The organism is Stenotrophomonas sp. YJH_SMC_80, assembly GCF_059372495.1.
Genome location: NZ_JCAFVP010000009.1, coordinates 67893 through 80711, shown reverse-complemented (window position 1 = coordinate 80711; position 12819 = coordinate 67893). Strand labels below are relative to the sequence as shown.

The window sequence follows — 12819 nt, the reverse complement described above, 5'->3', positions numbered from 1 at the left end:
CTTCCCATCATGGGCTCATCATTTCACCGTCCAGATTTCATGATCGTCACCCGGCCGTCCGGCTGGGTGCAGAGCGGTGAGCGCTGGGATCTGTGGTGGAACGGCCGTTCGGTGGCCAGTATCGTGCCGCATGCCGTGCTCGGGTTCCGCCTGAAACTGGACGCACGCAGGATGTCACAGAGCAAGGTCGTGTCCGTCGCCAGCGCCCGCCAGGCGAAGCGCTACGCCGAGCGCTGGTGCGCGGCGCGGCTCTGCCCACAACTGCCACTGCGTGACGCCGTCGCCCGACTGGTGCAGAGCGCGCCCGAATCGGGCGCCGTGTCCGCGCCGCCACTGACGCGGAAGCAGCGGCAGCAGGCCCGGCGCCTGGCCGAGGCCGGCGCAAGCGAGATGGGGCGGATCAAGGAAGCGCTGGCGCCACGGCCGCGCGTGATGGCCGCCAGACCCGAGGTGCAGGGACGAGGTGGAACCTGGTCTGTACCCGGCCAGAATCCATCCTGGCCGCACCGAAACGGGAACACCTCCCCAGCCAGGATTACGCCGAAAGCTCCTCACGCACGATCCTGGCCCCTTCGCTGAGCGCGCGCAGCTTGCCGCGTGCCACTTCCCGCGCAAGCGGCGCCATGCCGCAGTTGGTGCTCGGGTAGAGCTTGTCGGCATCCACGAACTGCAGCGCCCTGCGCAGGGTGTTGGCCACGTCTTCCGGCGTTTCCACCGTATTGGAGGCTACGTCGATGGCGCCCACCATCACCGTCTTGCCGCGCACCAGTTCGATCAGGTCGATCGGTACGTGCGAGTTCTGGCATTCCAGCGAGATGATGTCGATGCTTGAGGTCTGCAGCTTGGGGAACGATTCTTCATACTGCCGCCATTCCGAGCCCAGTGTCTGCTTCCAGTCGGTGTTGGCCTTGATGCCATAGCCGTAGCAGATGTGCACCGCCGTCTGGCACTTCAGGCCCTCAACCGCACGCTCCAGCGCGGCCACGCCCCAGTCGTTCACTTCGTCGAAGAACACGTTGAAGGCCGGCTCATCGAACTGGATGATGTCGACGCCAGCGGCTTCCAGCTCCTTCGCTTCCTCGTTGAGGATCTTCGCGAACTCCCAGGCCAGCTTTTCGCGGCTCTTGTAGTGCGCGTCGTACAGCGTATCGATCATGGTCATCGGGCCGGGCAGGGCCCACTTGATCGGCTGCGTGGTCTGGCGGCGCAGGAACTTCGCATCCTCGACGAACACCGGCTTCGGACGGCTCACGGCGCCGACCACGGTCGGCACGCTGGCATCGTAGCGGTTGCGGATGCGGACCGTTTCGCGCTTCTCGAAATCGACACCGCTGAGGTGCTCGATGAAAGTGGTGACGAAGTGCTGCCGGGTCTGTTCGCCGTCGCTGACGATGTCGATGCCGGCGTGCTGCTGCTCCTGCAGGGACAGGCGCAGTGCATCCTGCTTGCCTTCAGTCAGGCCGTCGTCCTGCAGCTTCCAGGGTGACCAGAGCTTCTCGGGCTCGGCCAGCCAGGAGGGCTTGGGCAGGCTGCCTGCGGTGGAGGTGGGAAGCAGTTTCTTCGTCGACATTGCGTCTGGTTTCCTGGGGGCGAATGGGGAATCAATGGATCAGCGGGCAGCCCACTGCTCAAGCACGGCGCGGTACGGCTTGATGAAGTGTTCTTCGGTGAACCGGCCCTGCTTGACCGCCAGCTGGCTGCGCTCTTCGCGGTCGTAGACGATGCGGGTGGAGGAGTAATCCTGGTGCTTCAGGCTGGGCTGGTAGACCTTGCCGGCCACGGAATTGGCGTTGTAGATCTCCGGGCGGTAGATCTTCTGGAAGGCCTCCATCGTGCTGATGGTGCCGATCAGCTCCAGGTTCGAGTAGTCGCCCAGCAGGTCGCCCTGGAAGTAGAACGCCAGCGGTGCGACGCTGCCCGGCGGCATGAAGTAGCGCACCTGCAGGCCCATCTTGTCGAAGTACTGGTCAGTGGGAGAGAACTCGCCCTGGCGATACTCCACACCCAGGATCGGATGGTGGTTCTCGGTGCGGTGGTAGGTCTTGCTGCTGGATACGCTGATGCAGATTACCGGCCCCTTGCTGAAGTTGGCGCGGTAGGCCTCGGACTCCAGGAAATGCTTGAACAGCTTGCCATGCAGGTCGCCAAAGCCCTCCGGAATGCCAAAGGTGGCCTTCCCTTCGTTGCTGGCCGGCAGCACCACGCTGAAGTCGTAGTCGCGCACGTAGGACGAGAAATTGTTGCCGACGATGCCTTCGGTACGCGCGCCGGTGCGGGTGTCGACGATGGTCGGGCGCAGCACTTCGATCAGCGGGAACGGATCGCCGCCATCGCCGTTGCCGATGTGCATCTCCACCGAGATGATGTCCAGCTCGACCGCGTAGCGATCCGCGCTGGGGTTGTCCCAGTGCGCCAGATCGTTGAAGCGGTTGTTGATCATGCTGATCGTGTTGCGCAGGTTTTCCTGGCGGGACGCGCCGCGGGCCAGGTTGGCGAAATTGGTGGTGATGCGCGTCCCGTCGGCAGGCTGGTAATCCTCGTTGAAGGGGATCTGCGTGATGCTGAAGGTGAAGGTGTCGGTCGTCATGGGTGGCGTTCCGTAGTGCGGGGTGACATCCGGATGCGGGCGAGGGCATCCGGCATTCAAAGTGCTGCGGCCGCTTCCAGGTCGGCGGCGCGCTGGCGAGGCAGGTCCAGCAGCGGCATGGCCCGCCGCACCGCCAGCCGTGCGCGCTCGACCAGGGCGTCGTTGTGCACGCGACCGTCGGCGAAATCGCGGTCGGTGGCGTAGACGCCCAGCGGCAGGGTGCGCGCCTGGAAGAAGCTGAAGAGCGGGCGCAGCTGATGGTCGATCACCAGCGAATGGCGCTCGCTGCCGCCGGTCGCGGCCAGCAGGATGGGGGTGTCGACCAGTGCGTCCTGGTGGACGAAGTCGAAGAAATGCTTGAACAGCCCTGTGTACGAGCCGCGATAGACCGGCGTGCTCACCACCAGCACATCGGCCTGCTCGACGGTGGTCAACTGGCGTTCCACGGTGTCGGGCAACTGCGAACGCCAGAGCGCACCGGCCAGCTGCGGGGCCAGTGCGCCCAGTTCGACCAGGTGCTGCTCGCTGTGGATGTCCTCGCCGATCAGGCCCATCAGATGCTCGGCCAGGGTGGCGGCCTTGGAGGGGCGCTGCAATCCGCCGGACACGGCGACGATTCGAAGGGGGCGGGCAGGTGAAAGCATGACCCGATGCTAGCCATGCCCTTCCATGACGTAAAATGGTATTACTTCACCTATCCATGAGCAGGATTCATCGTCATGCTGGAGCGGATCCACCTCAGCATCGTGCAGCAGGTCGAGCAGCAGGGCTCGCTTACCGCGGCCGCCGGCGTACTCAACCTGACCCAGTCGGCCCTGAGCCACAGCATGAAGAAGCTGGAGCAGCAGCTGGGCACTGATGTATGGCTGCGCGAAGGCCGCAGCCTGCGCCTGACCCAGGCCGGGCAATACCTGCTGGCCGTCGCCAACCGCGTGCTGCCGCAGCTGGATCTGGCCGAGGAGCGGTTGGGCCAGTTCGCACAGGGCGAGCGCGGCGCGCTGCGCATCGGCATGGAATGCCATCCCTGCTACCAGTGGCTGCTGAAGATCGTCTCGCCGTACCTGGCCGCGTGGCCGGATGTGGATGTGGACGTCAAGCAGAAATTCCAGTTCGGCGGCATCGGCGCGCTGTTCGGCTACGAGATCGACCTGCTGGTTACCCCCGATCCACTGCTGAAGCCAGGCCTCAAGTTCATTCCCGTGTTCGACTACGAGCAGGTGCTGGTGGTGGCCAGGAACCACGCCCTTGCCAAGGTGGATTACGTGAAGCCGCGCCAGCTCGGCCAGGAAGTGCTGATCAGCTATCCGGTGCCGTTCGAGCGCCTGGACATCTACAACCAGTTCCTGCTGCCGGCCGGCATCACGCCGCGACGGCACAAGGCCATTGAAACCACCGACATCATGATGCAGATGGTGGCCAGCGGTCGTGGCGTGGCCGCCATGCCGCGCTGGCTGGTGGAAGAGTACGCCACCCGCATGGACGTGGTGCCGGTGCGCCTCGGTGCGAAAGGCATTCCCAAGCAGATCTATCTGGGTGCGCGCGAAGCCGATACCAGCATCGACTATCTGCAGGCCTTCATCGAACTGGCGCGGAACAGTTCGCCCCTGGCCAGCAATGCAGGCGTGGGCGCGTGATGCCCGCGCCTACGTCGCCGCGGGTGCAGGCCTTCCTTGATGCTTTTTCGCTGGAGGTGAGCGCCAGGGCCATGCCGGCGCTGGGTGCCGAAGCCACCCGCATTCCGCGTGGCACCACGATCTCCATTCCCTGGCTGGCCAGCGAGGACGACGACGCACGCCTGGCAGCGGCGCGCAGGGTGCGTGAACTGGGCTTCGAGCCGATGCCGCATCTCTCGGCGCGGCGCATCGGGTCGCGTGCGGTGCTTGAGCGCTTCCTGCAGCGTGCCGCCAACGAGGCAGGTGTCGCCCAGTGCTTGGTGATCGCCGGCGACCGGGCCACGCCCGCCGGACCGTTTGCTGACAGCGCTTCGATCATCGAGAGCGGCCTTCTGGAGAGGGCCGGTATCAAGGTCGTCGCCATCGGCGGTCACCCCGATGGCCATTCGGTCCTGGGCAGTGGCGCGTGCTGGCAGGTACTGGAACACAAGTGCCAGTCCATCGAAGCGCGCGGCATGGCGCCAATGATCATCACGCAGTTCGCCTTCGATGCCGACATCGTCCTGGCCTGGTTGCACGCGCTGCGCGCCCGTGGCATCCACGTTCCGGTGCTGGTCGGCGTGCCGGGCCCGGCAAGCATCGCGCGGCTGGTACGTTACGCCGCAATGTGTGGGGTGGGGGCCAGTGCATTGATGCTGTCCCGGTATGGCATCTCGATCGGCCGGTTGCTGGGCAGCGCGGGCCCGGAGGTGTTCGTGGACCGTCTGGCGGGCGGTTTGACTGATGCCCACGGGTTGGTCAGCCCGCACTTCTTTCCGTTCGGTGGAATTGCCCAGTCGTTGGACTGGATCAAACAGCATCGGGCGCTGCCATCGGTTGCCCGCCGCTGACAGGCCATCAATCGTGCCTGCCGGGCAGCGCATGGCCCGGTGCCGCCCCGCTCAGCCCCGGCGGTGGCGTATCCCTGACGGGGTACTGATCAGGCCCGCATTGCTGATGGCCTGGCGCGTACCGCACGTCCGGCACGCAAGCACGGTTCCTCCTCGCACATGCTCCATTTCCTGCTCGGCCCAGACGCTGGTTGCGCCGCAGGCCGTGCAGGTGGCTTCGATCTGCAGGGCACGGGCCAGGTCGCCCTCCGCGCCTGGCGTGTAGGTGAGGTCCCTGATCTTGAATAGGCCGGTATGACTCATTGGAACGCCGTTGTGGGTGCACTACGGGAAGATGCGAGGCGAAGGTGTCGACAGGGTTGGCACAGTGTCGAGAAACGGCGCGCTTCAGCTCATGGATCACTACGCAGCACGAACTCCTCCAGCCGCGCCCGGCTGACGGACTGGTGGTTGCCACAGCCTGGGCAACTGAGCGAAGCAGCGCCGTTGAGGTCGACGAGGCCATGATCAGGAATGGCGCGGAACTGCCTTGAACACTTCAGGCAGGAACAATCGATCCGGGTGACCTGCAGCAGGGTGCCATCCTCACGCGCCACTCCTTCGACGCTGTTTACATAGAACTGTCCGATGTCGCGCATGAAGATGAATAAAGCCCTGAACGTACGGGGGCGTTCATCATGCCGCCTGTCGCGCTGCTAGGCGCGAACCGTATTCTGAAGAATTAAGAATACGCATCACGGCCCGGACTTGCGCCGGGTGCTAGAGTGTGAATAGGTGCCGACGTGGCCCTGCATTCAAGGCGAAGTCCATGCCCATCCGGGCCGTTGTATACGCAAGCCAGGCCGTTGAAGGCCTTTCGATTGACCGCCTGGAAGCACTCGTCACCGATGCTGCGAGGTTCAACAAGCTTGCAGGGGTGACAGGCGTGCTGCTGCATGACGGCACGCGATTCGTGCAGTACTTCGAAGGGCCGGAAGATGGGGTGGCCAGCGTCTACGAGCGGGTGCTGCAATCGACCAGCCACACGGATGTGGTGGAGCTGGCCCGGGGGCGTGTCTCTACCCGGCAGTTCCCCTATTGGTCGATGCACCAGCTTCCTGCCGACCAGCTTCTGGTCGGCCGACTTGCCAGGGCCGACTGGTCACGCTTCAAGAGAAGCCAGCCCGAGGAGATTGCGGGTTCCGCGTGGGGTATTGATGTGCTGGCCGCTGCGGTTGAGCCCCACGTGCACGCCGCTTAGTTTGCGGTTCGGCGGCCGCTCCTTTTAGATGTGCAGCGACATGAAGGCTTTCATTACGCTCATCGCCCCATTTGCTGCGGGCCCGGCGCTTGCCGATTCCCCGCTGCCGCCGCCAGAAAGGTTCACGGCATGCTCCTCCACGCGAAATCTCTGTACCGATTCGGATCCAGCCGTCAATTCAACGCGGGTAACGCCACAGGCATCGGGTCAGGATGCCTGGCTGATATGCGGATGGCATCGCGGGTTGTTCCCGTCGGACGATGGGGAGCCGGTCGTGGTCGGCTACGAAGGCATGAACCTGGTTCCGGCTGACGTGACGTTGAGTGAGCCGGTGCTGCATTTCTACAATCGCGGCCGCCTGGTTCGCACCGTTACGCTCGATCAGTCGTATCGGCGCACCATGGTGTGACCGCGCCATCACTCGCATTCACCCCGCAGCAGCGAAAATGCACCATCGGGCGCGCCCCTACGCGCGCCGCTCACTGCCCGCAGGATCGCGAAGATGTCCAATCCCCCCTTTGGTGAATCGTCATGTGCCGCCGCTGCCAGCGGTTGCGTCGAGGTGCGCGGCGCGCGCGAGCACAACCTCAGGAATGTCGACGTCTCCATCCCGCGCAACGCATTGGTGGTGTTTTCCGGTGTTTCGGGCTCCGGCAAGTCATCGCTGGCGTTCGGCACGATCTTCGCGGAGGCGCAGCGGCGCTACTTTGAGTCAGTTGCGCCGTATGCACGGCGTCTGATCGACCAGGCCGGCGTGCCCGATGTGGACGCCATCGACGGGTTGCCGCCCGCAGTGGCCCTGCAGCAGCAGCGCGGCGCCAGCAACGCGCGCTCATCGGTGGGCAGCGTCACTACGCTGTCCAGCCTGGTGCGCATGATGTATTCGCGTGCAGGTGCATACCCGGCCAACCAGCCGATGCTTTACGCCGAGGACTTTTCGCCCAATACCCCGCAGGGCGCCTGCAGCACCTGTCACGGGCTGGGGCACGTCTACGAGGTGACGGAAGCCTTGATGGTGCCGGATCCGTCGCTGAGCATCCGCGAGCGCGCCATCGCCTCCTGGCCGCCGGCCTGGCATGGCCAGAACCTGCGCGACATCCTGGTCACGCTCGGCTACGACATCGACGTACCGTGGAAGAAGCTGCCGAAGAAGGATCGGGAGTGGATCCTGTTCACGGAGGAAACGCCCACCGTGCCGGTCTATGCAGGCTTCACGCCTGCCGAGACCCGGGCTGCGCTCAAGCGAAAGCTCGAGCCGAGCTACATGGGTAAATACACCGGCGCGCGTCGCTATGTGCTGCATACCTTCGCCAACACTCAGAGCGCGCTGATGCGCAAACGGGTTTCCCGCTACATGGAAGGCAAGCTGTGCCCGGTCTGCCACGGAAAGCGCCTGAAGCCGGAAGCGCTCTCGGTCACCTTCGCGGGCGTGGATATCGGTGAGTTCATGCGGTTGCCCCTGGATCAACTGGCGGATCTGCTGGAGCCCATCGCGGAAGGTGATTTCGGCGCACACAGCAAGGGTGCACCTATCAGCAGGCATGCGACACCCCGCGATCGTGCCCGGCGCGCCGCGAGTGGCCGCGCGACGCACGAGGGTGCCCCCGACGTGCGCCTGACCTCGGCCCTGTCCGAAGAGAAGCGGCTGGCCGCACAGCGGCTGGCGGGCGGAGTCATGGGGCGGGTACGGCAACTGCGCGAGCTTGGCCTGGGCTATCTCTCGCTGGACCGCGCCACGCCCACGCTATCCGCCGGCGAACTGCAGCGCCTGCGGCTGGCCACGCAGCTCAGCTCGTTGCTGTTTGGTGTGCTGTACGTGCTCGACGAGCCTTCGGCCGGACTGCATCCCGCCGACAGCCAGGCGCTGTACGACGCATTGGACCGGCTGCGTGATGGCGGAAATTCGGTGTTCGTGGTCGAGCACGATCTGGAGCTGATGCGCCGCGCGCAGTGGCTGGTGGACGTGGGCCCGGAGGCCGGCGAGCGGGGAGGGCGCGTGCTCTACAGCGGCGAGCCCGATGGCCTGCGCCAGGTGCAGGATTCGCGCACGGCCCGGTATCTGTTCGACCAGGTGCCTGCGCCTGCCAGCCGCCAGCGAAGCGCCGCGAACTGGCTGGAACTGAAGGGCATCCATCGCCACAACCTGCACGGTGTGGACGCGCAGGTGCCGCTGGGATTGCTGACGGCGGTGACCGGCATTTCGGGGTCGGGCAAGTCCAGCCTGATGGCACAGGCCTTGCCCGAGCTGATGCTGCTGCACCTGGGGCATGAACCCGCGGACGATGGCGCCGAGGCGTCGCCGGACGACGGGCCGACGGTGATGGAAACCACCCGTGGCCAGTTGGCCGGTGATGTGGACGCCATCCAGCGGGTCGTGCAGGTCGACCAGAAGCCGATCGGCCGCACGCCACGCTCCAACCTGGCCACCTATACCGGGCTGTTCGATCACGTGCGCAAACTGTTCGCGGCGACGCCCGCCGCACGTCGTCGTCGCTTCGATGCGGGTCGTTTCTCGTTCAACGTAGCCAAGGGCCGATGCGAAACCTGCGAAGGCGAGGGTTTCGTGAGTGTCGAACTGCTGTTCATGCCCAGCGTCTATGCCCCATGCCCCACCTGCCACGGCGCCCGCTACAACGAGGCCACGCTGAAGGTGCTATGGAATGACCGCAACATCGCCGAGGTCCTGCAGATGACCGTAGACCAGGCGCATGCATTCTTCATGGCGGAAGAGGTCATTGCCCGGCCGTTGCAGCTGCTGCAGGACATCGGTCTGGGTTACCTGAGGCTGGGCCAGCCGGCCACGGAGCTTTCAGGCGGCGAGGCCCAGCGCATCAAGCTGGCCACTGAGCTGCAGCGCAGCCAGCGCGGGCGCACGCTTTACGTGCTGGACGAACCCACCACCGGCCTGCACGCGTCGGATGCGGACAGGCTGCTGGTTCAGCTGCAGCGGCTGGTCGACGCAGGAAATACGGTGGTGATGATCGAGCATGACATGCGGGCGGTCGCCCAGGCGGACTGGGTGATTGACGTCGGGCCGGGCGCAGGCAGCGCGGGTGGCACCATCGTGGCGAAGGGAACGCCGCAACAGGTGGCCCGCGCACGGGGAAGCAGGACAGCGCCTTTCCTTGCGCGCGAGCTGGCTCCTCTGTAGGGCCGAGCCATGCCCGGCCATCACCCTCGGCCAGATCCGGGGGCGGCCTGTCCAGCAAACGATGCTCAGGTCTCCCCGCGCCACTGGCTCATCAACATCTGCAGAAAGCGTTCCGCAGTAGGCGAGAGCAGGGCGCCCCGGCGACGGACGATCCCGATCGTGCGCGACACCACGGGGTTGCCAATCGTGCGCGTCACCAAGGTCGGATGATCTCCGTCCGGCGTGGCCATCTTCGGCAGGACCGACACGCCGATGCCGGCCTCGACCATGCCCAGTGACGTCGACAGGTGGGTCACTTCGTAGTGCCAGCTCAACTTGAGGTTCTCGCGCGCCAGGGCACCATCCAGCAGCGTGCGGTTGCCGCTGGTGCGATGCACGGTGATCAGCTGGTGCTCGGCCAGATCGGCCCATTCCACCTTGCGCTTGCGGGCCAGCGGATGACCGCGTCGGCAGGCCAGCACGAAGGGATCTTCGGCCAGCACGTCGAAATCGAGATTCGGATCGTTGGCGCCCATGAAGTTGATGCCGAACTCGACTTCGCCACGCTCTACCGCCTGCAGGCCTTCGGTGGCCGGGATATCCAGGATCCGGAAGCGCACGTTGGGATGCGCTTCGTGGAAACGCGCCATCACGCTGGGCAGGAAGTAGAACGCCGCCGTGGGCAGGCAGGCGATGGTGACGGTAGCGCCCCGCGTATCGTCCCGGCCCCGCAGTGAGAACAGTGACCCATCGAATTCCTCCAGCATGCGACGCACCAACGGCAGCAGGTTCTCGCCGACGGCGGTGGTGCTGACGCTGCGCGTGGTGCGCTCCAGCAGTGGCGAACCCACAGCCTGCTCAAGCTTCTGTATCCGTCGGCTGAGTGCCGGCTGGGAGACGTGCAGGATCTCCGCGGCGCGGTGGAAGCTGCGCGTCTCCGACACCAGCAGGAATGCGCGTAGATCCAGGATTTCGCAATTGATGCTCATTGGGTATCAATCATCAAAAAAACAGCAATTCACAGATCAATTGGAGTCATGCCAGTATCGAATCACAGAGGGGTCATTCATCCCCTATACGCATCAATCTAGCACACGTATGTCCAACGATCTGCTCAGCATTCCCTGCGTACTCATGCGCGGTGGTACATCCAAGGGCCCGTTCTTCCTGGCCAGCGATCTTCCGGTGGACATTGCTGAACGCGATCGCCTGCTGGTGGAAGTAATGGGGTCGGGCCATCCGCTGCAGATCGATGGCATCGGTGGCGGCAACGCGCTGACCAGCAAGGTGGCCATCATCGACCGATCCAGCCGGGCAGACGCCGACGTGGACTATCTGTTCGCCCAGGTACGGGTGGAGCAGCAGGTGGTGGACACGTCCCCCAACTGCGGCAACATGCTGGCGGCGGTGGGCCCGTACGCCATCGAGCGGGGGCTGGTGCAGGCTCAGGATCCGCAGACCAAGGTGCGCATCCACAACGTCAACACCGGCAAGCTGATCATCGCCACGGTGGAAACGCCGGGCGGCCATGTGGTCTACCGCGGTGATACGCGCATTGCCGGCGCACCGGGCTCGGCCGCGCCGGTCAGGCTTTCCTTCCTCGATGCCGCAGGCGCCCGCACCGGCAAGCTGCTGCCCAGCGGCCACGCCCGGGAAACCATCGATGGCGTGCCGGTCAGCCTGGTGGACTGCGCCATGCCGATGATGCTGGTGCGTGCCGAAGACCTGGGCGTGCGCGGTGATGCATCGCCCGCCGAACTGAACGCGGATGCCGCGTTCATGCGCCGGCTGGAAGCGCTGCGCATCGAGGCGGGCGCCCGCATGGGCATCGCCGACGCCGGCAACAAGGTCATTCCCAAGCCGGTGCTGCTGTCGGCGCCGCAACACGGCGGCGATCTGCAGGTGCGTTACTTCATGCCGCACCAATGCCACACCGCACTGGCGATCACCGGTGCGGTCGGCCTGGCCACCGCCGCCGTCACGCCGGGCACGCTGGCCCACACTTTGGTCGGATGCCTGTCCGTTCCCGGCAGCATTACCCTCGAACATCCGAGCGGGGACCTGCAGGTGGGCCTCAGTCGCAGCTCGGATTACGCACCGGTGATTGCCAGCGTGGTCCGCACTGCACGCCGCCTGTTCGAGGGGCGCGTGTACGCGACTTCGCCCGCGCCCGCCGCGGCCAGTGCCACCCAAGCCCGCCAATGGACGTCAGCGGCATGATCTGAACCCGGCAGGGCCGGCGCAGACGCGCATGCCTGCCATTACAACGTAGATGCTTCACTCCTGGGAGGGATGATGTACAAGCAGTTCTTCATGGCCGCGCTGTGCGCGGCCGGTCTGGCCGCGGCCGGTTGCAGCAACAGCGGGCGCGCGGAAGGCGCATCCACCGGCACCGGTGACGATGCACCCGTGCGCATCAGCGTCGGCTCCTACAACCTCAACAATCTTCCGTTCTTCATTGCCGATGCCAAGGGCTACTTCAAGGACGTCGGCCTGGACGTAAAAACCGAGAACTTCGCCCAGGGTGGCTCGAAGGTGCTGCAGGCCCTGGTGGCGAATTCCACCGACGTGGCGGTCGGTTTCTACGACCACACCATCCAGATGCAGGCCAAGGGCAAGGATGTGGTGGCCTTTGTTCTGCTCTCGCGCAATTCCGGCCTGGTGATGGCGGGGCGCGAAGATGCCACGTTTGATCCTGCGCGACCGGAGTCCATCAAGGGCCAGAAGGTCGGCATCACCGCACCGGGCTCCTCGTCCGACTTCTTCGTCCGCCACTTCCTCGCCCAGCACGATATTCCGGCTGACAGCATCTCGCTGATCGGCGTCGGCTCGGGCGCCGCAGCGGTCGCCGCGCTGGAGCAGGGCAAGATCGACCTGCTGGTCAACTATGATCCCGCCGCCACCCTGATTTCCGAACGCAAGGTCGGCAAGATCATCCTCGACGCGCGCAGCGACGAAGGCGCCCGCCAGGTCTATGGCGGGCTGTACCCGACCTCGGTGATGTATGCCAACCAGAGCTTCCTGGACAAGCGCCCCGAAGCGGCCGAGAAGATCGCCCGTGCCGAACAGATGGCGCTGAAGTTCATCGCCGACAACAGTGCCGAGGAGATCGTTGCCGCGCTGCCGGACAGCTATGTCTCCGGCGACCGCGCTACCTATGCCCGCGCGGTGGAGAACGCGCGCGCGATCTTCACCCGCGATGGACGCTTCACGCCGGCCGACCTGGAGACGCCGTTGAAGGTGCTGCGTGAGTTCAATACCGATGTGGCCAAGGCCAACATCGATCTGTCCAGGACCTACACCAATGCCTTCGTCGAGCGTGCCAACGCTGCGGCGCCGGCTGCCCAACCGTAAGCGGA

13 protein-coding genes are annotated in these 12819 nt (G+C 65.2%); 8 read left to right on the top strand and 5 right to left on the bottom strand.

Translation table 11 applies throughout. The features are described 5' to 3' along the window. Window positions 1-9 precede the first annotated feature (9 nt). Window positions 10-579: a hypothetical protein gene (locus AC5P99_RS15085; protein WP_239503523.1), complete on the top strand. Its 570-nt coding sequence runs from the start codon at window positions 10-12 to the stop codon at window positions 577-579. On the opposite strand, the gene AC5P99_RS15080 is transcribed toward AC5P99_RS15085, so the two are convergent. The 3 genes from AC5P99_RS15080 to msuE are packed head-to-tail and all read right to left on the bottom strand — an operon-like array spanning window position 536 to window position 3231. Then, complete coding sequence (locus AC5P99_RS15080; protein ID WP_012480323.1) at window positions 536-1570, bottom strand: methionine synthase; 1035 nt, start codon at window positions 1568-1570, stop codon at window positions 536-538. The two genes, AC5P99_RS15085 and AC5P99_RS15080, sit on opposite strands and share 44 nt — an antisense overlap. A gap of 39 nt (window positions 1571-1609) precedes the next feature. After that, complete coding sequence (locus AC5P99_RS15075) at window positions 1610-2587, bottom strand: DUF1852 domain-containing protein (RefSeq protein ID WP_495213293.1); 978 nt, start codon at window positions 2585-2587, stop codon at window positions 1610-1612. A gap of 56 nt (window positions 2588-2643) precedes the next feature. Then, complete coding sequence (gene msuE / locus AC5P99_RS15070; RefSeq protein ID WP_164221260.1) at window positions 2644-3231, bottom strand: FMN reductase; 588 nt, start codon at window positions 3229-3231, stop codon at window positions 2644-2646. Between the two features lie 75 nt (window positions 3232-3306). On the opposite strand from msuE, the gene AC5P99_RS15065 reads away from it, so the two are divergent. Both AC5P99_RS15065 and AC5P99_RS15060 read left to right on the top strand, forming a co-directional pair. Beyond that, window positions 3307-4221 (top strand): LysR family transcriptional regulator, encoded by a 915-nt coding sequence (locus tag AC5P99_RS15065; protein ID WP_024956807.1) that lies wholly within the window; start codon window positions 3307-3309, stop codon window positions 4219-4221. Continuing rightward, a complete protein-coding gene (locus AC5P99_RS15060; RefSeq protein WP_495213292.1) occupies window positions 4221-5090 on the top strand; it encodes a methylenetetrahydrofolate reductase in 870 nt (289 codons plus the stop codon). The genes AC5P99_RS15065 and AC5P99_RS15060 overlap by 1 nt, the downstream gene beginning before the upstream one ends. A 392-nt stretch (window positions 5091-5482) precedes the next feature. On the opposite strand, the gene AC5P99_RS15055 is transcribed toward AC5P99_RS15060, so the two are convergent. After that, entirely contained in the window at window positions 5483-5728 is a 246-nt protein-coding gene (locus tag AC5P99_RS15055) for a hypothetical protein (RefSeq protein WP_005409734.1), read from the bottom strand. Between the two features lie 170 nt (window positions 5729-5898). Here AC5P99_RS15055 and AC5P99_RS15050 point away from each other — a divergent pair, with 170 nt between their 5' ends. From AC5P99_RS15050 to AC5P99_RS15040, 3 genes are all read left to right on the top strand, one after another. Continuing rightward, window positions 5899-6330, top strand: a complete 432-nt coding sequence (locus AC5P99_RS15050; RefSeq protein WP_005413499.1) for a BLUF domain-containing protein — start codon at window positions 5899-5901, stop codon at window positions 6328-6330. A 40-nt stretch (window positions 6331-6370) separates the two neighbouring features. After that, on the top strand, window positions 6371-6739 hold the full coding sequence (locus tag AC5P99_RS15045) for a hypothetical protein (protein ID WP_164221263.1): 369 nt from the start codon (window positions 6371-6373) through the stop codon (window positions 6737-6739). 93 nt (window positions 6740-6832) lie between these two features. After that, window positions 6833-9481: an excinuclease ABC subunit UvrA gene (locus AC5P99_RS15040; RefSeq protein WP_495213291.1), complete on the top strand. Its 2649-nt coding sequence runs from the start codon at window positions 6833-6835 to the stop codon at window positions 9479-9481. Window positions 9482-9546: 65 nt separating this feature from the next. On the opposite strand, the gene AC5P99_RS15035 is transcribed toward AC5P99_RS15040, so the two are convergent. After that, window positions 9547-10449, bottom strand: coding sequence for a LysR family transcriptional regulator (locus tag AC5P99_RS15035; RefSeq protein WP_049403731.1), 903 nt, complete (start codon window positions 10447-10449; stop codon window positions 9547-9549). Window positions 10450-10558: 109 nt separating this feature from the next. Here AC5P99_RS15035 and AC5P99_RS15030 point away from each other — a divergent pair, with 109 nt between their 5' ends. Beyond that, window positions 10559-11680, top strand: coding sequence for a 4-oxalomesaconate tautomerase (locus AC5P99_RS15030; RefSeq protein ID WP_049450713.1), 1122 nt, complete (start codon window positions 10559-10561; stop codon window positions 11678-11680). A 75-nt stretch (window positions 11681-11755) separates the two neighbouring features. Next, window positions 11756-12814 (top strand): ABC transporter substrate-binding protein, encoded by a 1059-nt coding sequence (locus tag AC5P99_RS15025; protein WP_088436500.1) that lies wholly within the window; start codon window positions 11756-11758, stop codon window positions 12812-12814. Window positions 12815-12819 lie beyond the last annotated feature (5 nt).

Bases quoted from the DNA above. Each gene is read 5' to 3' on its own strand.
- AC5P99_RS15055 (WP_005409734.1), bottom strand. From the start codon at position 5,728: ATGCGCGACATCGGACAGTTCTATGTAAACAGCGTCGAAGGAGTGGCG.
- AC5P99_RS15085 (WP_239503523.1), top strand. From the start codon at position 10: ATGGGCTCATCATTTCACCGTCCAGATTTCATGATCGTCACCCGGCCG.
- AC5P99_RS15065 (WP_024956807.1), top strand. From the start codon at position 3,307: ATGCTGGAGCGGATCCACCTCAGCATCGTGCAGCAGGTCGAGCAGCAG.
- AC5P99_RS15040 (WP_495213291.1), top strand. From the start codon at position 6,833: ATGTCCAATCCCCCCTTTGGTGAATCGTCATGTGCCGCCGCTGCCAGC.
- AC5P99_RS15045 (WP_164221263.1), top strand. From the start codon at position 6,371: ATGAAGGCTTTCATTACGCTCATCGCCCCATTTGCTGCGGGCCCGGCG.
- AC5P99_RS15030 (WP_049450713.1), top strand. From the start codon at position 10,559: ATGTCCAACGATCTGCTCAGCATTCCCTGCGTACTCATGCGCGGTGGT.
- AC5P99_RS15075 (WP_495213293.1), bottom strand. From the start codon at position 2,587: ATGACGACCGACACCTTCACCTTCAGCATCACGCAGATCCCCTTCAAC.
- AC5P99_RS15025 (WP_088436500.1), top strand. From the start codon at position 11,756: ATGTACAAGCAGTTCTTCATGGCCGCGCTGTGCGCGGCCGGTCTGGCC.
- AC5P99_RS15050 (WP_005413499.1), top strand. From the start codon at position 5,899: ATGCCCATCCGGGCCGTTGTATACGCAAGCCAGGCCGTTGAAGGCCTT.
- AC5P99_RS15080 (WP_012480323.1), bottom strand. From the start codon at position 1,570: ATGTCGACGAAGAAACTGCTTCCCACCTCCACCGCAGGCAGCCTGCCC.
- AC5P99_RS15060 (WP_495213292.1), top strand. From the start codon at position 4,221: ATGCCCGCGCCTACGTCGCCGCGGGTGCAGGCCTTCCTTGATGCTTTT.
- AC5P99_RS15035 (WP_049403731.1), bottom strand. From the start codon at position 10,449: ATGAGCATCAATTGCGAAATCCTGGATCTACGCGCATTCCTGCTGGTG.
- msuE (WP_164221260.1), bottom strand. From the start codon at position 3,231: ATGCTTTCACCTGCCCGCCCCCTTCGAATCGTCGCCGTGTCCGGCGGA.